This is a genomic window from Sphingomonas arabinosi, from assembly GCF_036663715.1.
Taxonomy (GTDB): Bacteria; Pseudomonadota; Alphaproteobacteria; order Sphingomonadales; family Sphingomonadaceae; genus Sphingomonas.
On the sequence record NZ_JAXOJN010000002.1, the window covers coordinates 301,102 to 319,888 of the forward strand.

Genomic DNA, 18,787 nt, shown 5'->3' on the forward strand with positions numbered 1-18,787 from the left:
GGCGATGATGTCAGGCAGCCGGGATCTGCGCGTGGCGCAAATCGGTAGCCGCATCGATCGCATTCTCGGCAAGCGTGCGCAGTTCGATGATCACGGTATCGAGCCGGCTCGACGTCGCGAGTTCGCCGAACAGCTCGTAATAATCGCGGCCATCGACCGTGCCGATCCCGAAGTTCGACAGCGGCACCAGCTTCTGCGATTTCAGCAGGAAGGTGTTGAACGCCAGCTGGTCCTCCTGCTCGTCGCATGGCCAGAGTAGCGTCGAGCACGCGATCTGCGCCTCGCTCACGTTTACGAACAGCTCGAGGTCGCCGTGATGGTGCATCGTCACCAGCAATACCGGGTCCGCGCCTTCCAGGATCCGCGCGGTAAATTCGCCGGCTTTCGCAGGCTCGGACGTGTCGAGCGCGGCCTTAAGGCTGCGGACGGTCCAGATGTCGGTCAATGCAAGAACTCCCGTGCTTGTCGCTCGTGGAGACACATAGGCGTTTCGCGAGCGCCTGCCACCCTCCCCACTTCCGTCATTCTGCTCTTCCTTCCGTCATCCTGACGAAAGTCAGGACCCAGGGTAACCAACCGCAGCGTTTATGGCTCTGGGTCCTGACTTTCGTCAGGATGACGGGGGTTGCGCTTTGCGACGCCGGCCACTTTGCCCTAAGAAGCAAGCCAACAACACACACGCGAGGATTGCATGTTCGATCGCCTGTTCGGCCGCAAGCCAGCGCTTGACGGCAACGCCCTGCCCGTCGTCCGCAACGTCACCCTAGGCCGCACGGTCACGGTCGATCCGCTGGCATGGCGGCGGTTCGGATCGGAACTGCTGTTCCCGTTCGACCGCGATACGCTGGTGATCGTCGCACAGGGGCTCGTAGACCTCAACGAAGGCGGCTTCGTCCACCGGTTCTATACCGACGACGACATCATGTTCCAGGCGGTGTCGAACGATCGCGACGGGCAGGACGTGACGGACGTGACGCTGTTCGCACCGTGGGACAGTGCCTACCCGTCGTCCGCTGCCGAGCGTCCTGCTTGGAAGAGCCGCCTCAAGGCGCGCACTTTCACCGCCGAAGGACTGCCCGAATACAGCCGTTCGTGGTTCGGCCCCGAAGCGAGCGAACAGGAGCCCGTGACGTTCTGGGAAGAGCTGCACGACGACCGCGACGGCATCGTCGACCGCCGCATCTTCCAGACTTGCATGCTGTTCAGCCGCGACCTGCCGGGCGACGATGGCCGCGAACTGCTGCTCGCGATCGACATGGAGAACGAGGCGGGCGAGGTCTCGTTCGAGATCATGCTGGGCGTGGCACTGGAACTCGGCGAGTTCAGGGCCTAGCATCCGCTACGAACGGCTCCGGGGGAAATGCCATGATCGACCAATACAGCTTCGGCGCCAGCGTGCTCGCCTTCCTGATCGCGTTCGTCGCGGCGGGGGCGTTCACGATCGTGTTCAAGATTATATTTCAGGCGACGACGCCGTATCACGAGAAATCCCTGATCCGCGAAGGCAATACCGCCGCCGCGATCACGTTGGGCGCGGCGCTGCTCGGGTACGTCCTGCCACTGGCGTCGGCACTCACGCATACCGTCACGCTGCTCGAATTCGCGATCTGGGCATTGCTTGCGGGCGTGATCCAGATCGTCGCCGCGCTCGTCGTGCGGCGGCTGGTGATGCGCGACATCCACGACCGTATCGTCCGTGGCGACATCGCCGCGGCGACCTATATGGGTAGCATCTCGCTGTGCGTCGGCATCCTCAACGCCGCGTGCATGACGAACTGAGAGGCATAGCGATGAAGCGTTCCAGATCTATCGTCCTCACCAGCCTGATCGCAGGCTCGGGTATTTTACTGACCGCCTGCGACGGCGATGTCGGCGGCAAACCCGTCGAGGCGCAGAGCTATGCATCGGTACAAGAGTGCCGCGCGGCCGGCGCGCTGTCGGCGGTGCAATGCGACACCGCGTTCGAGCAGGCCAAGGCCGATGCCGCGAAGACCGCGCCACGGTTCCAGGATCGGCAGACTTGCGAAGAGCAATATGGCGCCGCGCAGTGCGAGCCGCGCAATAACGGCAGCGGCGGGAGCTTCTTTACGCCGCTGCTGACGGGCTTTCTCGTCGGGCAGGCGCTCAACGGCGGCTTCGGCAACCGCGGCGCACCAATGTACCGCGATCGCAACGGCAATTACTATGGCGGCGCAGGTGGCCGCATCAATCGCGACTATGTCACCGGGCGAACGCGCGTAGGCTCCGATGCCTTCACGCCAACCACCGTGAGAGCCCCTGCCCGAGTCCAGTCGCGCAGTTCGGTCATCTCGCGCGGTGGCTTTGGCGGCGGCTTTGGTGGCCGCAGCTTCGGGGGGTAACGCAGCCGCTACCCCCTTTCGTCGTATTTAGCGGCGGGCCGGCATCAGCGGGCCACCGATCTCAGTCGCGGCGATGAACGCCGGCCTCGCGCGCAGGCGATCCAGATACGCCGCGACGTCGGGATGCTCCTTGAGCAATCCGACGCTCTCCGCGATCGCCAAGATGTAACACATCTGGATATCGGCCAGCATCAACTGCTCGCCCATCAGATACGGACCATCACCTACGCCTGCGCCGATATAGTCGAGCGTCTTGGTCACCTCGGGCCCGGTGAATTTGGCAAGGCCGTCGGGCAACCCGCCCATCCGCTTGCCGAGCGACGTCATCATGATCGGCAACGACGCCGAGCTTTCGACATATTGCAGCCATTCGTCGTGTACGGCGGCGGCATCGCTATCGACCGGCGGCGAGAAGCGGCGGTCGCCGTAATGCGCGTCGATGTACGACAGTATCGGCGCGCTCTCGGCCAGCGTGAGCGCGTCGTCGACCAGCACCGGCGCCTTGCCGAGCGGGTGGATTGCCTTCAGTTCGGGCGGCGCACGGAAATTCTCGTCGCGTTCATATTTGACGAGGTCGTATTCGATCCCGAGCTCTTCGAGCAGCCAGATCACACGGATCGAGCGCGAGTAGTTCAGGTGGTGGAGCGTTAACATAAGCGTCCTTCGGGTAGGAATGTGCTGCATCGCGGAACGGCTGGGTGGCATCGAAGGTTTCGTCGAGCGCGACCCCGGAATTCTCCGGCAACGGAGACATTCATGACCAAGCTGACCTGCGACGTGGCGATCATCGGCGCTGGCACGGCTGGTCTTGCCGCCGAGCGCAGTGCGCGTCGCAACGGTGCCAAGACGCTGCTGATCGACGAAGGCTTCGGCGGCACGACCTGTGCGAGCGTGGGATGTATGCCCTCCAAGCTGTTGATCGCGGCGGGGAATGCGATGCACGCAGTGAACCACGCGGCGGTGTTCGGCGTCGAGGCGTCGGCCAAGGTCGACGGCGTCGCAGTGATGACACGTGTGCGAAAGGAGCGAGACGCGTTCGTCGCGGGCGTCGAGACGTCGATCGACAAACTTCCCGAGGACGTGAAGATCGAGGCGCGTGCCAAATTCGCCGGTGCGACGGTCCTGGCGCTCAGCGATGGCCGCGAGGTCCATGCGAAGTCGGTCGTGATCGCAACCGGATCGAGCCCGGCCATCCCCGACATGTTCGACGCGATACGCGACCGCGTGCTGACCAACGAGAGCATCTTCGAACTCCAGGACCTTCCCAAGTCGCTCGGCGTGGTCGGCGCAGGCGCGCTGGGGCTCGAACTGGCGCAGGCGATGGCGCGGCTCGGGGTCGAGACGATGGTATTCGACATAGGCGAGACGATCGGTGGATTGAAGGACCGCCATGTGGCCGAAGCGTATCGCACGATCCTGTCGCGCGAGATGCCGATCCTGCTGGGTGTCGAACTCGAGGTGGCACCCGTTGGCGATGGCGATGGCGTCATGCTGTCGTGGACCGGGTCCGCGTCGGGCAAACAGCGCTTCGACTATCTGCTCGTCGCGACCGGACGACCGCCGCGGATCAAGGATATCGGGCTGGAGACGACCGGCCTCGCGCTCGATGACCACGGCATGCCGGACTATGCCCCGGAAACGATGCAGTGCGGCACCGCGCCGATCTTCATCGCGGGCGACGCGGATCATGACCGGGCGGTGCTGCACGAGGCGTCTTCCGAGGGGACGATCGCGGGACGCAACGCGGCCAGCTATCCCGAGGTCACGCCGGGCAAGCGGAGCGTGCCGTTCTCGATCACCTTCACGCACCCCAACGTCGCGGTGATCGGAAAGATCGCGAAGGACGACGATGCGGATAGCGTCATCGGCACCGCATCATATGACGACCAGGGACGAGCGAAGGTCGAGGCGTGCAATGCCGGACTGGTGCGGTTCTATGCCGACCGCCGTGACGGGCGGCTGACCGGCGCGACGATGGCGGGACCCGCCGTGGAGCATAGCGCGCACCTTATAGCATGGGCGATCCAGAGCAGATGGACCGCGACCGAAGTGCTCGACCTGCCCTTCTACCACCCGACCTTTGAGGAAGGAATGAAGGGCGCGTTGCGGTCGATCTGCGCCGAAGTACATGCACCGACGCCGCCGGATCGCGATGACGGGTTCACGCCCGGGACGTAACCGAACCCGTGATGAGAACTACCCCGGCCTCCGCCGCGGTGGTTACATTGGGGGTAGCGCATTACAAATGCCGGTCGCTCGCTCGGCGCTACTCCTCAAGGTCCAGATACGCCACGACGTCGTTCTCCGTCGCCAGATACAGGCCAGCCTGAACGTCTTCCTCCTGCTGCGCGGCGATTGCCATTGCCTCGCTCAGTGGACCATAGAAGAGCGTTGTCGCCGCCCCACCCTCGCCGGTATCGTCGAGATGATACAACCGCACCGATACGCTCGAAGAAATCGTCCGCATTACAATACCCTACCAAACCCATCATAATCTAGAATTCACGGAACCAAATGCGAAGCGGCGCAACTTTGGCTCGGCTCGCCCGTTACGCTAGCAGATACAGGGATTTACTATGCATCAGGATGAAAGTTTTCCGGTGTCGCGCCGTGGCGTGATTGCCGGTGGTGTCGCGTCGGCTACGTTGGCCGCGGCTCCCGTTGCCCAGGCTCAGACCCAGGGCACCGCGCAATCGGCCCCGCCGACCATGCCGGTCACGCTCAAGGTCAATGGCCGGACCACCAAGCTCAACGTCGATACGCGCACCACGCTGCTCGACGCGCTGCGTGAGAATTTGAAGCTCACCGGCACCAAGAAGGGTTGCGACCACGGCCAGTGCGGCGCGTGCACGGTCATCGTCGAGGGTCGCCGCATCAATAGCTGCCTGACGCTCGCGGTCATGCACGAAGGCGAAGAGATCACGACGATCGAAGGCCTCGGCACGCCCGAGAAGCTCCACGCGATGCAGGCGGCGTTCGTCAAGCATGACGGCTATCAATGCGGATACTGCACCCCCGGCCAGATCTGTTCAGCGGTCGCGACGCTCGGCGAGATCAAGGCGGGCATCCCCAGCCACGTCACCGGCGACATCGCTGCACAGCCGACCGTCACAACCGACGAACTGCGCGAGCGGATGAGCGGCAACATCTGTCGCTGCGGTGCCTATGCGAACATCATCGACGCGATCCACGACGTCGCCGGTACGGAGCGCACCGCATGAAGGCCTTCACCTACGAGCGCGCGACCTCGGCCAAGGAAGCCGCGAGCGCCGCGGTCCGCACGCCAGGCGCGAAGTTCATCGCCGGCGGCACCAACCTGCTCGACCTGATGAAGCTCCAGATCGAGACGCCGCAGCATCTGATCGACGTCAACGGGCTCGGCCTCGACAAGATCACGGCGACTTCCGACGGCGGTCTCCGTGTCGGCGCGCTCGTCCGTAACACCGACCTCGCCGCCGATGCGCGCGTGCGGAAGGATTACGGCGTACTCAGCCGTGCGCTGGTATCCGGCGCGTCCGGCCAGCTTCGCAACAAGGCGACGACCGCGGGTAATCTGCTTCAGCGTACGCGCTGCCCGTATTTCTACGACACCACAAAGCCCTGCAACAAGCGTCAGCCCGGTAGCGGCTGTGCGGCGATCGGCGGGTTCAACCGCAACCTCGCGGTGATGGGCACGAGCGAGGCATGCATTGCCACGCACCCGAGCGACATGGCCGTTGCGATGCGCGTACTCGACGCGACGGTCGAGACGGTGAACGCCGCCGGCCAGACGCGGGCGATCCCGATTGCCGATTTCCACCGCCTCCCCGGTGCTACGCCGAACATCGAGACGTCGCTTGCGCCGGGTGAACTCATCACCGCCGTCACATTGCCGAAGCCGATCGGCGGCACGCATATCTACCAGAAGGTGCGTGATCGTGCGTCGTACGCGTTCGCGCTGATCTCGGTCGCTGCCGTGATCCAGCCGGGTGGCCGTGGGCGTCTCGCCTTCGGGGGCCTCGCCCACAAGCCCTGGCGCGTCGAAGCCGCCGAGGCTCAGATGCCGAACGGCGCCAAGGCTACCGCGTCGGCAGTCCTCGCCGGCGCCCGCACCACATCACAGAACGCGTTCAAGCTGCCGTTGGTCGAACGCACCATCGGCGCCGTGTTCGAAGAAGCGAAGGCCTGATCGCCATGAAGTTCGATACCCCAGCCACGGCGAACCCGACCGACCGCATGAAGGTCCTCGGCAAGCCGCTCGACCGCGTCGATGGCAAGCTGAAGACCACCGGCACCGCGCATTATGCCTATGAGCGCAACGACGTCGCGCCGAACGCGGCCTACGGCTACATCGTAGGTTCGGCGATCGCCAAGGGACGGATCGATAGCATCGACGACGCCGACGCGAAGGCAGCGCCCGGCGTGCTGGCCGTCGTTACCTACAAGAATGCCGGCACGGTTGCGAAGGCCAAAGCCCATACCGCGCGGATGCTCGCCGGCCCCGACGTCCAGCATTACGATCAGGCCGTGGCCGTCGTCGTTGCCGAGACGTTCGAACAGGCCCGTGCCGCCGCCCAGTTGTTGCGTGTGACCTACGCGCGAACCGCTGGCAGCTTCGATCTGGCAGCGGTCAAGGCATCGGCAACCAAACCCAAGGACGGCAACCCCGATACCGCCGTCGGCAATTTCGCGGGTGCGTTCGCCAAGGCCGCCGTCAAGATCGACGAGCAGTACACCACGCCCGATCAAAGCCACACCATGATGGAGCCGCATTCCACGACGGCCGCCTGGCAGGGTGACAAGCTGACCCTGTGGACGTCGAACCAGATGATCAACTGGGCGGTCCGCGACATGAGCGAGACCTTGGGCATGCCGAAGGAAAACATCCATGTGATGTCGCCTTATGTGGGCGGCGGTTTCGGGTCGAAGCTGTGGGTCCGCAGCGATGCGGTCATGGCGGCGCTCGGCTCGCGCGCGATAGGCGGGCGTCCGGTGAAGCTGGCTCTCGCGCGTCCGCAGGTGATGAACAATACGACGCATCGGCCTGCGACGATCCAGCGTCTCCGCATCGGCGCGCAGAAGGACGGCAAGATCACCGCGATCGCGCATGAGAGCTGGTCGGGCGATCTGCCCGGCGGTGGACCGGAGACCGCGCCGAATGCGACCCGGCTGCTCTACGCCGGCGCCAATCGCATGACTGCGACGCGCCTCGCCGTGCTCGATCTCCCTGAGGGCAATGCGATGCGCGCGCCGGGCGAGGCGGTGGGCCTGCTCGCGCTCGAAGCGGCGATGGATGAACTGGCCGAGAAGCTGAAGATGGACCCGGTCCAGCTGCGGATCATCAACGATACGCAGGTCGATCCGGAAAAGCCGTCACGCCAGTTCTCACAGCGCGATCTGGTCGGTTGCCTGAAGACGGGCGCCGAACGCTTCGGCTGGAACAAGCGCAATCCCGTCCCAGGCCAGGTTCGCGACGGCCGCTGGTTGGTCGGCATGGGCATGGCATCGGCGTTTCGCGACAACGTCACGATGAAGTCGGGCGCGCGCGTCGGGATTGACAAGAAGGGCGTCGTGACGGTCGCTACCGACATGACGGACATCGGCACCGGCAGCTACACGATCATCGCGCAGACCGCGGCGGAGTTGATGGGCGTACCGATGGACAAGGTCATCGTCCTGCTCGGCGACAGCAGCTTCCCGACCTCGTCGGGCTCGGGTGGCCAGTGGGGCGGCAACAGCTCGACCGCGGGTGTCTACGCGGCGTGCATGGAGTTGCGCGCGCGGGTTGCCCAGAAGCTCGGGTTCAACTCGACCGACGTCGTGTTCGAGGACGGCAAGGTCAAGTCGGGCAATCGCAGCGTTTCGCTGTCCGAGGCAGCGGGCGATGCCGGCCTTTCGGCGGAGGATTCGATCGAGTTCGGCGACCTGACCAAGACCTATGCGCAGGCCACGTTCGGCGCGCATTTCGTCGAGGTCGGCGTTGATTCGGCGACTGGCGAAATCCGCGTTCGCCGGATGAGCGGCGCGTTCGCTGCCGGCCGCATCCTCAATCCGAAATCGGCACGCAGCCAGGTGATCGGCGCGATGACGATGGGCGTCGGTGCGGCGCTGATGGAGGACGCGATCGTCGACACGCGGTTCGGCTATTTCGTCAACCACGACCTTGCCGAATATCATGTGCCGGCGCATGCCGACATCCCGATGCAGGACGTGTTCTTCATGGACGAACTCGACGAGAAGTCCTCGCCGATGAAGGCCAAGGGCATCGGCGAGCTAGGCCTTTGCGGTGTCGGCGCCGCGATCGCCAACGCTGTCTACAACGCGTGTGGTGTCCGCATCCGCGAATACCCGCTGACGCTCGACAAGGTCATCGGCAAGATGGCCTGATACCCTGCCCTCCATCCCGCCGCATCTGCGACCGGGGTGGAGGGCAAAAGTGGCTCTGGCGTGCGCGAATGGGTTGCGCTAGAAAACCCATATGACCGTACCCGCTATTCTAAAAAACCTACGCTTGCCCGTCATCGGGTCGCCGCTGTTCATCATTTCCGGACCCGATCTGGTGATCGCGCAGTGCAAGGCGGGTATCGTCGGTTCGTTTCCCGCGCTCAACGCGCGCCCGCAGGCGATGCTCGACGAGTGGCTGCATCGGATCACCGAGGAGTTGAGCGCACACAACCGCGCCAACCCCGATCGCCCGGCGGCTCCGTTCGCGGTCAACCAGATCGTCCACAAGTCCAACGATCGTCTCGAAAGCGACCTGGAAACGTGTGCCAAGTGGCAGGTGCCGATCGTCATCACCTCGCTCGGCGCACGCGAGGACCTAAACACCGCGGTGCATGGCTGGGGCGGCATCACGCTTCACGACGTGATCGACGACCGGTTCGCGCGCAAGGCGATCGAGAAGGGCGCCGACGGACTCATCGCAGTCGCGGCGGGCGCTGGTGGTCATGCTGGACGTTTGTCGCCGTTCGCGATCGTCCAGGAGATCCGCCAGTGGTTCGACGGCCCGCTCGCGCTGTCGGGCTCGATCGCAACGGGCGATGCCGTCCTTGCTGCCCAGGCGATGGGCGCGGACTTCGGCTATATCGGTTCGCCGTTCATTGCCACGACTGAGGCTAACGCGGACCAGGCGTACAAGGACGGCATCGTCGCCGGCAAAGCCTCCGACATCATCTATTCCAACCTCTTCACCGGCGTGCACGGCAACTATCTGCGCGCGTCGATCCAGGCCGCGGGAATGGACCCCGACAACCTCCCCGAGGGCGACCTGAAGACGATGGACTTCGGCGGCGGCAACGGTTCCAAACCCAAGGCGTGGAAGGACATCTGGGGCTCGGGCCAGGGCATCGGCGCGGTCACCGAGGTCGAGAGCGTCGCCGACCGCGTCGATCGCCTCGAACGCGAATATCGTGCGGCGCGGGTCCGTCTTTCGCTCTGACGGACCCGGCACCGACCGATCTCGGCTCGCTCAGAACAGGCGTTTGAGCAAGCCGACATTGGTCTTGCCCAGTTCGACCACCTCGTCGCCGCGCCCGCTGATGATCGCCTTCGCCATGTAGAGCGTGAAGCCCTTCATCTGCTCCAGCGTGATTTTCGGCGGCATCGACAATTCAGTTCGCGCGGTGACGGCGTCGAGCAGAGCCGGCCCCGGATGTGCGAGCACGTCGCGGATACCCGCCTCGACGTCGCCCGGATCGGTCACGCGCACGCCGTGGATCCCGATCGCCCGCGCCATCGCCGCGAAGTCGGGATTGTCGAGCGCAACGCCGGTCTCGACCAGTCCCGCCGCCTTCATCTCCATCTCGACGAACCCGAGCGTCCCGTTGTTGAAGACGATGATCTTCACCGGCAGGCCAAGCTGGCGGACCGTCAGCAATTCACCCATCAGCATCGCCAGCCCGCCGTCGCCCGACAACGTCACCACCTGCCGCGCGGGATAAGACGCCTGCACGCCGATCGCCTGGGGCAACGCGTTGGCCATCGATCCGTGGTTGAACGAGCCGATCAACCGTCGCCGGCCGTTCATTTTCAGGTAGCGCGCAGCCCATACCGTCGGCGTACCGACGTCGCAGGCGAACACCGCATCGTCCGCCGCCTGCTCGCTGAGAACACGCGCGACGTGTTGCGGATGAATGATCCCCCTGCCCGGTGTTCCATCCGCCAGATCGTCCAGCCCCTCGCGCGACTTCGCGTAATTCTCGATCGCGGACTTCAGGAAACTGCCATCGCGCCCGGTCCTCACTCGCGGAATCAGGGCCGCAAGAGTAGCGCCGACATCGCCGACAAGCCCGATATCGATCGCCGTCCGCCGACCGAGATTTTCCGGGACCAGATCGATCTGCGCAACCTTGGCCTTTTCCGGGTAGAATTGCCGATACGGGAAATCTGTCCCCAGCATCAGCAGCACGTCGCACGCCATCATCGCGTCGTAGCCGCTCGCAAAGCCGATCAGCCCGGTCATGCCAACATCGTAAGGGTTGTCGTATTCGACGAATTCCTTGCCACCCAGCGCATGGACGATCGGCGCCTGGAGCACGCCCGCGAGCTCGACGAGCTCGGCGTGCGCGGTGCGGCACCCACGCCCGGCCAGGATCGTCACCTTCTCCGCGCCGTTCAACAGCGCGGCGAGTTCGGCGATGTCCGCCTCCGCCGGTATCGTCACCGAAGGCGGCGGCAAGAGCGCGCCCTTCGACCGTGCCAGCGTACCCGTCGTCGACCTTAGCGCAACGTCGCCCGGCATCGCGACGACCGAGACCCCGCGGTGCCCGACCGCCGCCCGGATCGCGGTCTCCAGCGTTCGCGGCATCTGGTCCGCGTCGGAGATCGTCTCGCAATAGACGCTGCATTCGCGGAACAGCGCTTCCGGCCGCGTCTCCTGGAAATAGTTCGAGCCGACTTCCCCGCTCGGCACCTGCGCCGCGATCGCCAGCACCGGCACGCGAGTGCGGTTACAGTCGTAGAGCCCGTTGATCAGGTGCATGTTACCCGGCCCGCATGATCCCGCGCAAACCGCAAGCTTGCCCGTCAGCTGCGCCTCCGCTCCCGCGGCAAACGCCGCAGCCTCCTCGTTGCGGACGTGGATCCACTCGATCTTGCCCTGCCGCCGCAAGCTGTCGGTGAGGCCATTGAGGCTGTCGCCGACGACGCCATAAATCCGCTCGACGCCCGCCAAATGCAACGTCTCGGCGAACAGGTCGGCGATGATGGTCTTGGACATGAAGCAGCTCCGGGCAGTGATGATGACCGGCCTCGACCGGCGAGGCGGCAGAGCATCAACGCGTTCCGGTATGATCGGGATGCAAGGAATGCCGGCCGCTCGTCGGCAACCGGGCTCGCGCCGCACCTTTCCGCCGAAGTATGATAAATCGCGATGGCGCGACGCCGCAAGCAAACCTAAAGATGGCGGTACGGCGCAGCGGCCCGTGCGATCGGCGAAATATCCGACGGCAAACGGTCCGCGAGCGCACGTAAACCGGGGGGGGACGCAGTGGACAAGGCGATGATCGGTCGGCGTGCGGCACTGTTGGGAGGCGTAGCGCTCGTTGCAGCCTGCGCGAGCGACAGACGTTTCGGCAAAACGCACGCAAAGGCGTTCGTGACCGTCAACGGCACCGGCTTCCTGCGTGGCGGAAAGCCCTACCGCTATGCCGGCGCCAACATCTGGTACGGCGCTTGGCTCGGTGCCAAGACCGCGTACGGCAGCCGCGCGCGTCTCGGACGCGAACTGGACCGCCTCAAGGGACTCGGCGTCCGCAACCTGCGCATTCTCGGCTCGGCCGAAGTCTCGCCGCTGAAGAACTCGATCACCCCGGGCTTCCGCGACCGGACCGCGACCTACAACGAGGATCTGCTCGAGGGACTCGACTGGATGCTCGCCGAAATGGCGAAGCGCGACATGACCGCCGTGATCTACCTGACCAACTTCTGGGAATGGTCGGGCGGGATGATGACCTATCTGTCGTGGGTCAACGGCGGACAGTTCATCGACATGAACGACCCCGCGCACCCCTGGCCCGAGTTCGCCGACCGGAACGCCCCGTTCTATGCCAACGGCCAGGCGCAGGCGATGTACCGCGACTATATCCGCGCGGTCGTCTCGCGGACCAACAGCGTCACCGGCACGGCGTATGCCGCGGATCCGACGATCATGGCGTGGCAGCTGGCGAACGAGCCACGGCCGGCTGGTAGCGCGGCGGTCGCCGTTCCCAACCTGCCCGCCTTCTACCGCTGGATCGACGAGACCGCGCGGTACATCAAGACGCTGGATCCCAATCACCTCGTCTCGACCGGCTCGGAAGGGCTGAAGGGTTCGATCGAGCGCGAGGACGTCGTACTTGCCGCACATCGTTCGCGGTCGATCGACTATCTCACCGCGCATATCTGGCCGAACAACTGGACGTGGATGGATGCAGGCGATCTCGCCGGCACCTATGACGCGGGCGCGGCGAAGGTCGCCACCTATATCGACGCGCATATCCGGCTCGCCACCATTCTCGGCAAGCCGCTGGTGATCGAGGAGTTCGGCTATCCGCGCGACGGGAAGACCGCCTACGACCCAACGATCGCGACGGTCTACAAGGATCGGTTCTACCGCCAGATCTACGCGGCGATCGAGGCAAACGCCAAGTCCGGTGGGCCGCTAGCAGGCTCGAACTTCTGGGCCTGGAACGGCGAGGCGCGTACGCCGCATGCCGACCACCGGTTCCAGCGCGGCGACCTCGGCTATATGGGCGATCCGCCGCACGAACCGCAGGGTTGGTACGGCGTATTCGACAGCGACGCCTCGACGCAGGATGTGATCCGCACGCACGCTGCGGTCATGGCGGCGCTCTGATGCTGGCCCCATCGTCACACCGAATCGAAGGACACGCTATGCGAACCGCCTTGGGCCTGCTCGCCGTCGCGCTGCTGTCGACCTCCGCGGTCGCAACGCCGGTCGTCGTCACGCAGGTATCGAGCAAGCCGGGCGCGATGCTTCCGACGCATATCGGTGGCCGTGTCGAGAGGACGGCGGACGGTTATCGACGCCAATGGCCGGGCACCTATTTCGAGGCGAATTTTCGCGGGCGCGGGGTGCTGCTGAAGATCGGCGAGGGCGACGTCGCGCTGCGTATCTCGCTCGACGCGTCGGTCCCGACGTCGCTGTTCAAGCCCAAGCCCGGCCTTTACCGCATCGACGCGTCGTCGAGCGGCCGGCACAGCATCCGGGTGGAAATCGCCAGCGAAAGCCAATCCGCATCGACCGTCTTCGGCGGCTTCTACGCCGCGCCGGGAACACGCGGATTGGCGACCCCGGCGCGTACGCGACAGATAGAGTTCATCGGCGACTCCCATACCGTCGGCTACGGTAACCTCTCGACCAAGCGCGATTGCACCCAGGAGGAAGTCTGGGCGACCACCGACACTTCGAAGGCAACGCCGGCGCTGACCGCGCGGCGTTACGGTGCGGATTATCAGGTCAACGCGATCTCGGGCCGCGGGATCGTCCGCAACTACAACGGCATGGCGGCCGACACGCTTCCCGCCGCCTATCCCTTCACGCTGTTCGACAAGGCGACGCGCTACGTCGATCCGGCTTGGCGTCCTCGCCTGTTCGTCATCGCGCTCGGTACCAACGACTTCACCACCGCGCTTCACCCAGGCGAACCGTGGAAGACGCGCGAGGCGCTCCACGCCGACTACGAGCAGCGCTATGTCGACTTCGTCAAACGTCTTCGGGCTCGGGATCCCGACGCGCATGTCGTCCTGTGGGCAACCGACATGGCCAATGGCGAGATCGCCGCGGAAGTCGGCAAGGTCGCCGCGCGGCTGAAGGCCGAGGGGCAGCGCAACATCGCGTTCGTACCCGTTAACGGTCTCGCGTTGACGGGGTGCAACTCGCATCCGTCGACTGCCGACGATGCCCGGATCGCCACGGCGTTGTCCGGCTATATCGACGCGCATCCCGAGATGTGGGTCCGTCGATAGCCAAATGATTTGCACCGCGCTGCCCTCACCCGGTAGCGAGGACACAAGAACAGGGTCGCGTCAGCGCACCGTCCGGGGAGAGTATGATGTCGGCCAGTTTTTCAACCTTAACGATCGCGCTTCTGCTGCAATCGGCGGCGACGCCCGTCGCGGCACCGACCGCGTCCCTCTCACCCGTCGCGCACCCGGAAATCTGGCCGACCGCCAACGCACGTCCCTCGCGCGATCCGAAGGTCGAGGCGCGGATCGATGCGATCATGAAGCGCATGTCGGTCGCGGACAAGATCGGCCAGTTGATCCAGGTCGACATCGCCAGCATCGAGCCGTCGGATCTACGCACCTACAAGCTCGGCTCGATCCTCAACGGCGGCAACTCGGGCCCCGGCGGCAACGACCTCGCACCACCCGTCGAGTGGCTCAAACTCGCGGATCAATTCTATGAAGCCTCCATGGCACGCACCGACGGGCGCCCCGCGATCCCGGTGATCTGGGGCACCGACGCGGTCCACGGCAACAACAACATCCCCGGCGCCACGCTCTTCCCGCACAATATCGGCCTCGGCGCGACCCGCGACCGCGACCTGATGCGCGAGATCGGCCACGTCACCGCGATAGAGACCGCCGCCGCCGGCATCGACTGGACCTTTGCCCCCACGCTCGCTGTCGTCCGTGACGACCGCTGGGGCCGCACCTATGAGAGCTATTCCGAAGAACCGACGATCCAGGCGAATTTCGCAGGCGCGGTGATCGAAGGCGTTCAGGGCAAGGTCGGCACCAAGGAGTTCCTCGCGCCCGACCGCGTGATCGCGACGACCAAGCACTTCCTCGGCGATGGCGGCACCGGCGGTCGCGACCAGGGCGATGCGCGCATCCCCGAGACCGCTTTGCGCGACATTCACCTCGGCGGCTATCCGGCAGCGATCGAAGCCGGCACGCAGTCGGTGATGGCCAGTTTCTCGAGCTGGAACGGCGCCAAGATGCACGGCAACAAGAGCCTGCTGACCGGCGTGCTGAAAGATCGGCTCCATTTCGACGGCTTCGTAGTCGGCGACTGGAACGGCCACGGCCAGGTCGACGGCTGCTCGAACGAGAGTTGCGCCGCGGCGATCAACGCCGGGCTCGACATGTTCATGTATTCGGGCAGCGGGTGGAAGACGCTCTACGACAACACGTTGAAGCAGGCACAGTCGGGCGAGATCCCCGCCGCACGCCTCGACGACGCCGTTCGCCGCATCCTTCGCGTGAAGATCCGTGCCGGCACGTTCGATCGCGGCCGCCCGTCGTCGCGCGCGCTCGCCGGCAAGATGACCCTGATCGGCGCTGCCGATCACCGCGCCATCGCCCGCCAGGCGGTGCGGGAATCGATGGTACTGCTCAAGAACGAAGGCGGCCTGCTCCCGCTGAAGCCTTCGGCCAACATCCTCGTGGCAGGCTTCGGTGCCGACGACATCGCACAACAGGCAGGCGGCTGGTCGCTGACGTGGCAGGGCACGGGCTTGACCAACGCCAATTTTCCGAACGCCGAAACGATCTGGTCGGGCATCAGCACGGCGGTGAAGACCGCGGGCGGCACTGCAACGCTGTCGGCCGACGGCAGCTTCGCCAAGAAACCAGACGCGGCGATCGTCGTGTTCGGCGAACAACCCTATGCCGAGTTCAAGGGCGATCGCCCGAACCTCGAATACAGCCCAGACGACAAGTCCGACCTCGAGCTGTTGCGCAAGCTGAAGGGCGCGGGGGTGCCCGTCGTCGCGGTATTCCTGTCGGGGCGTCCTTTGTGGGTGAATGCCGAACTGAACGCCTCCGACGCGTTCGTCGCCGCGTTCCTGCCGGGTACCGAAGGCGGCGGCGTGGCCGACGTGCTGTTCGGCAAGAAGGACGGCAGCGTCGCCAACGACTTCCGCGGCAAGCTGAGCTTCTCCTGGCCCAAGCGACCCGACCAGTATGTCCTCAACCGCTCCGACCCCGGCTACGACCCGCTGTTCCAGTTCGGCTATGGCCTCACCTACGCCAAGCCGGGCGCCGTCCCCAAGCTCGACGAAGCGCGCCCCGCGGGCATGGCCGCATCGTCGAATGGCACGATCTTCGGCAAGGGCCGCGTTCCGGAGGGCTGGTCGCTCACCTTGGTCGAACAGGACCAGTCGAAGGTCCGCCTGCTCGGCGCCAACGCGACCACCGCAACCAAGCGCCTCACCGCCTCCGCCGTCGACCGTCGTCGCCAGGAAGACGCGCGCTCGTTCGTCTGGGCGGGTGGCCCCGCGGACGCCCGTGTCGAGGCGTCCGGTCCGCTCGATCTGACGCGTGAGAGCAATGGCGAGTTGAGCCTGGTCGTCGACGTCCGCGTCGATCGCGCGGGCAGCGCACCTGTGAACCTCGGCATGGTCAGCAACGACGGGAAGGCAGTCACCGTCCCGATCACGAAGACGCTCGCGGCGGGCAAGCCAAGCGAGTGGCAGCAGGTCGTCGTCCCGCTACAGTGCTTCGCCATGCGCGGGATCGACATGGCGCACGTCACCGCGCCTTTCGTGATCGCCACCGATGGCAATCTCGGCCTGTCGATGTCCGACGTGAAGATCGACTCGGCACCCGTGCCGATGACGAAGTGCGGCGATTGAGCCGGCTCCTTCTGGGTGCGGCGGCAGTTCTGCTGACGACCGCCGCCACGCAAGCGCCGCCTGCGCCGATCCGGATCGACCAGGCCGGGTTCGAAACGCACGGTCCCAAGATCGCCGTCCTGCCGTCCACGCAGGGCAGGCCGCTCGCGTGGACGCTCACCGATGCGCGCGGCAAGACCGTCGCGTCGGGACAGACGACACCGGTCGGTCCCGATGCAGCCTCGGGCGAAAGCGTCCACCGGATCAACTTCGGGACGTTCCAGACCCCCGGCACCGGCTATCGCCTGCGTGTCGGCAGCGACGCCAGCCACCCCTTCGCGATCGCCGATCGCCCATTCCAGCGTGTGGCGACGGCGGCAATGGCGTTCTTCTACCAACAGCGAAGCGGCGTGCCGATCCTGCCCGCCTTTGTCGAACGTAAGGATCTGGCCCGCCCTGCCGGCCATGCCCCCGACATCGCCACCTGCTTTGCCGGCGTTGACCAGAAGGGCGTGAAATGGCCCGGTTGCAGCTACAGGATCGACGCGACCGGCGGTTGGTACGATGCCGGCGACCACGGCAAATACGTCGTCAACGGCGGCGTCTCGACCTGGACGCTGCTCGACCTATACGAACGCTTGCCCGCGTTGGGTGACGCAAACGCGTTCGCCGATGGCCGCCTCGCGCTGCCCGAACGCGCCAACGGCAAAAACGACCTGCTCGACGAAGCTCGCGTCGAGGTCGCGTTCCTGCTCTCGATGCAGATACCCGACGGCACGAAGCTGGCCGTCGCGCCCGACGCCGGCGTCGCGGGGAAGACCATTACCCGGTTCGAAACGATCGACGCGAGCGGCTTGGTCCATACCAAGATCGCCGACGAGAACTGGACCGGGCTTCCGACAGCGCCTGCCGAAGACCGCCAGACCCGTTTCCTGTACCCGCCCTCGACCGCGGCGACGCTGAACATGGTCGGCGTCGCGGCGCAGTGCGCGCGGATCTGGCGGACGATCGACCCGGCCTTCGCGACCAAATGCCTGACTGCGGCTCGCCGCGGCTGGGCCGCAGCGCTCCGCCACCCGAACCTCCTCACTAGCTCCGACTTCACCGGCAGCGGCGGCTACGGCGATCCCGAAGTTCACGATGAATTCACCTTCGCCGCCGCACAACTATACGCCACAACTTTTGAGTCCGCGTTCCTCGACCGCCTGCGCAAGGACGGCATCTTCACCGATCCCGGTGCGGATATCGGCTGGGGCTCGCTGAAACTCGCCGGCGCGCTGACGCTAGCCACCGTTCCCAGCACGGTACCCGCAGACGATCACGCTAGGCTCCGCAACCGCATCATGACGCTCGCCGACGGCTTCGTCGAGGAGGGCAAGCGCAGCGGCTACGGCATACCCTTCGGTGGCACCAACTACCCCTGGGGTTCGAGCAGCTCGATCCTCAACCGTGCGATCGTGCTCGGCGTCGCGTGGCAGATCGACCGCAAACCCGCCTACCGCGATGCGGTGGTGGCGAGCCTCGACTATATCTTAGGTCGCAACCCGCTCGACCGCTCTTATATCACCGGCATCGGAATGCGTCCCGTGCAGCACCCGCATCACCGCTTCTGGGCCGCTGCCGCGGACAAGCGCTACCCCGCGCCACCCACCGGCGTCCTGTCAGGTGGTCCCAATTCCGCCGCGACGAACGAACCCGGTTCGATGAAAGGCTGCGCACCGCAGACCTGCTGGATCGACGACTACCGCGCGTTCACGGTGAACGAAGTCGCGATCAACTGGAACGCTCCCCTGGTCTGGACTGCCGCCTTTTTGGATGCGACCCGGCGGCGTTAGTCGCGCAGCAGCCTTTGGCGATCCGCTCGAACGATCGCCGAGGGCCTTTACC

The 18,787-nt window shown here is 65.4% G+C and carries 16 protein-coding genes; 12 read left to right on the forward strand and 4 right to left on the reverse strand.

The window, feature by feature from the left end; translation table 11 throughout:
* Nucleotides 1-10 precede the first annotated feature (10 nt).
* Entirely contained in the window at nt 11-445 is a 435-nt protein-coding gene (locus tag U1708_RS04300) for a YjfI family protein (RefSeq protein ID WP_332743086.1), read from the reverse strand.
* A gap of 246 nt (nt 446-691) precedes the next feature.
* Between U1708_RS04300 and U1708_RS04305 the strand changes: the two genes are divergently transcribed.
* The 3 genes from U1708_RS04305 to U1708_RS04315 are packed head-to-tail and all read left to right on the forward strand — an operon-like array spanning nt 692 to nt 2,360.
* A complete protein-coding gene (locus U1708_RS04305) occupies nt 692-1,333 on the forward strand; it encodes a DUF2491 family protein (protein WP_332743088.1) in 642 nt (213 codons plus the stop codon).
* 32 nt (nt 1,334-1,365) lie between these two features.
* Nucleotides 1,366-1,779 carry a DUF350 domain-containing protein gene (locus tag U1708_RS04310; RefSeq protein WP_332743090.1) on the forward strand — a complete coding sequence of 138 codons (414 nt, stop codon included), beginning with the start codon at nt 1,366-1,368 and terminating at the stop codon, nt 1,777-1,779.
* An 11-nt stretch (nt 1,780-1,790) separates the two neighbouring features.
* A complete protein-coding gene (locus U1708_RS04315; protein ID WP_332743093.1) occupies nt 1,791-2,360 on the forward strand; it encodes a DUF1190 domain-containing protein in 570 nt (189 codons plus the stop codon).
* Between the two features lie 27 nt (nt 2,361-2,387).
* Here U1708_RS04315 and U1708_RS04320 read toward each other — a convergent pair whose 3' ends face one another.
* Nucleotides 2,388-3,014 carry a glutathione S-transferase family protein gene (locus U1708_RS04320; protein WP_332743095.1) on the reverse strand — a complete coding sequence of 209 codons (627 nt, stop codon included), beginning with the start codon at nt 3,012-3,014 and terminating at the stop codon, nt 2,388-2,390.
* A gap of 102 nt (nt 3,015-3,116) precedes the next feature.
* Between U1708_RS04320 and U1708_RS04325 the strand changes: the two genes are divergently transcribed.
* Nucleotides 3,117-4,538, forward strand: a complete 1,422-nt coding sequence (locus tag U1708_RS04325) for a dihydrolipoyl dehydrogenase (RefSeq protein ID WP_332743097.1) — start codon at nt 3,117-3,119, stop codon at nt 4,536-4,538.
* 88 nt (nt 4,539-4,626) lie between these two features.
* Here the strand turns inward: U1708_RS04325 and U1708_RS04330 are convergent, their stop codons facing one another.
* Nucleotides 4,627-4,827, reverse strand: coding sequence for a hypothetical protein (locus U1708_RS04330; RefSeq protein WP_332743099.1), 201 nt, complete (start codon nt 4,825-4,827; stop codon nt 4,627-4,629).
* Between the two features lie 109 nt (nt 4,828-4,936).
* On the opposite strand from U1708_RS04330, the gene paoA reads away from it, so the two are divergent.
* The 4 genes from paoA to U1708_RS04350 all read left to right on the forward strand — a co-directional run bounded on the left by paoA (nt 4,937) and on the right by U1708_RS04350 (nt 9,777).
* The gene (paoA, locus tag U1708_RS04335; RefSeq protein WP_307085215.1) at nt 4,937-5,581 is read left to right on the forward strand and encodes an aldehyde dehydrogenase iron-sulfur subunit PaoA; all 645 of its coding nucleotides are present in this window, start codon (nt 4,937-4,939) and stop codon (nt 5,579-5,581) included.
* Nucleotides 5,578-6,528, forward strand: a complete 951-nt coding sequence (locus tag U1708_RS04340; RefSeq protein ID WP_332743103.1) for an FAD binding domain-containing protein — start codon at nt 5,578-5,580, stop codon at nt 6,526-6,528. Before paoA ends, U1708_RS04340 begins: the two co-directional genes overlap by 4 nt.
* 5 nt (nt 6,529-6,533) lie before the next feature.
* The gene (gene paoC, locus U1708_RS04345) at nt 6,534-8,726 is read left to right on the forward strand and encodes an aldehyde oxidoreductase molybdenum-binding subunit PaoC (RefSeq protein WP_332743105.1); all 2,193 of its coding nucleotides are present in this window, start codon (nt 6,534-6,536) and stop codon (nt 8,724-8,726) included.
* A 91-nt stretch (nt 8,727-8,817) separates the two neighbouring features.
* A complete protein-coding gene (locus U1708_RS04350; RefSeq protein WP_332743107.1) occupies nt 8,818-9,777 on the forward strand; it encodes an NAD(P)H-dependent flavin oxidoreductase in 960 nt (319 codons plus the stop codon).
* A gap of 30 nt (nt 9,778-9,807) precedes the next feature.
* Here U1708_RS04350 and poxB read toward each other — a convergent pair whose 3' ends face one another.
* Nucleotides 9,808-11,556, reverse strand: a complete 1,749-nt coding sequence (poxB, locus tag U1708_RS04355) for a ubiquinone-dependent pyruvate dehydrogenase (RefSeq protein WP_332743109.1) — start codon at nt 11,554-11,556, stop codon at nt 9,808-9,810.
* 282 nt (nt 11,557-11,838) lie between these two features.
* Between poxB and U1708_RS04360 the strand changes: the two genes are divergently transcribed.
* The 4 genes from U1708_RS04360 to U1708_RS04375 all read left to right on the forward strand — a co-directional run bounded on the left by U1708_RS04360 (nt 11,839) and on the right by U1708_RS04375 (nt 18,735).
* On the forward strand, nt 11,839-13,173 hold the full coding sequence (locus tag U1708_RS04360; protein WP_332743111.1) for a glycoside hydrolase 5 family protein: 1,335 nt from the start codon (nt 11,839-11,841) through the stop codon (nt 13,171-13,173).
* Nucleotides 13,174-13,211: 38 nt separating this feature from the next.
* Nucleotides 13,212-14,306, forward strand: coding sequence for an SGNH/GDSL hydrolase family protein (locus U1708_RS04365; protein ID WP_332743113.1), 1,095 nt, complete (start codon nt 13,212-13,214; stop codon nt 14,304-14,306).
* 86 nt (nt 14,307-14,392) lie between these two features.
* On the forward strand, nt 14,393-16,921 hold the full coding sequence (locus tag U1708_RS04370; RefSeq protein WP_332743115.1) for a glycoside hydrolase family 3 protein: 2,529 nt from the start codon (nt 14,393-14,395) through the stop codon (nt 16,919-16,921).
* The gene (locus tag U1708_RS04375; RefSeq protein WP_332743117.1) at nt 16,918-18,735 is read left to right on the forward strand and encodes a glycoside hydrolase family 9 protein; all 1,818 of its coding nucleotides are present in this window, start codon (nt 16,918-16,920) and stop codon (nt 18,733-18,735) included. Before U1708_RS04370 ends, U1708_RS04375 begins: the two co-directional genes overlap by 4 nt.
* The last annotated feature ends 52 nt before the right edge of the window (nt 18,736-18,787 follow it).

Bases quoted from the DNA above. Each gene is read 5' to 3' on its own strand.
- poxB (WP_332743109.1), bottom strand. From the start codon at position 11,556: ATGTCCAAGACCATCATCGCCGACCTGTTCGCCGAGACGTTGCATTTG.
- U1708_RS04360 (WP_332743111.1), top strand. From the start codon at position 11,839: ATGATCGGTCGGCGTGCGGCACTGTTGGGAGGCGTAGCGCTCGTTGCA.
- U1708_RS04330 (WP_332743099.1), bottom strand. From the start codon at position 4,827: ATGCGGACGATTTCTTCGAGCGTATCGGTGCGGTTGTATCATCTCGAC.
- U1708_RS04340 (WP_332743103.1), top strand. From the start codon at position 5,578: ATGAAGGCCTTCACCTACGAGCGCGCGACCTCGGCCAAGGAAGCCGCG.
- U1708_RS04370 (WP_332743115.1), top strand. From the start codon at position 14,393: ATGTCGGCCAGTTTTTCAACCTTAACGATCGCGCTTCTGCTGCAATCG.
- paoC (WP_332743105.1), top strand. From the start codon at position 6,534: ATGAAGTTCGATACCCCAGCCACGGCGAACCCGACCGACCGCATGAAG.
- U1708_RS04325 (WP_332743097.1), top strand. From the start codon at position 3,117: ATGACCAAGCTGACCTGCGACGTGGCGATCATCGGCGCTGGCACGGCT.
- U1708_RS04320 (WP_332743095.1), bottom strand. From the start codon at position 3,014: ATGTTAACGCTCCACCACCTGAACTACTCGCGCTCGATCCGTGTGATC.
- U1708_RS04315 (WP_332743093.1), top strand. From the start codon at position 1,791: ATGAAGCGTTCCAGATCTATCGTCCTCACCAGCCTGATCGCAGGCTCG.
- paoA (WP_307085215.1), top strand. From the start codon at position 4,937: ATGCATCAGGATGAAAGTTTTCCGGTGTCGCGCCGTGGCGTGATTGCC.
- U1708_RS04310 (WP_332743090.1), top strand. From the start codon at position 1,366: ATGATCGACCAATACAGCTTCGGCGCCAGCGTGCTCGCCTTCCTGATC.
- U1708_RS04365 (WP_332743113.1), top strand. From the start codon at position 13,212: ATGCGAACCGCCTTGGGCCTGCTCGCCGTCGCGCTGCTGTCGACCTCC.
- U1708_RS04305 (WP_332743088.1), top strand. From the start codon at position 692: ATGTTCGATCGCCTGTTCGGCCGCAAGCCAGCGCTTGACGGCAACGCC.
- U1708_RS04350 (WP_332743107.1), top strand. From the start codon at position 8,818: ATGACCGTACCCGCTATTCTAAAAAACCTACGCTTGCCCGTCATCGGG.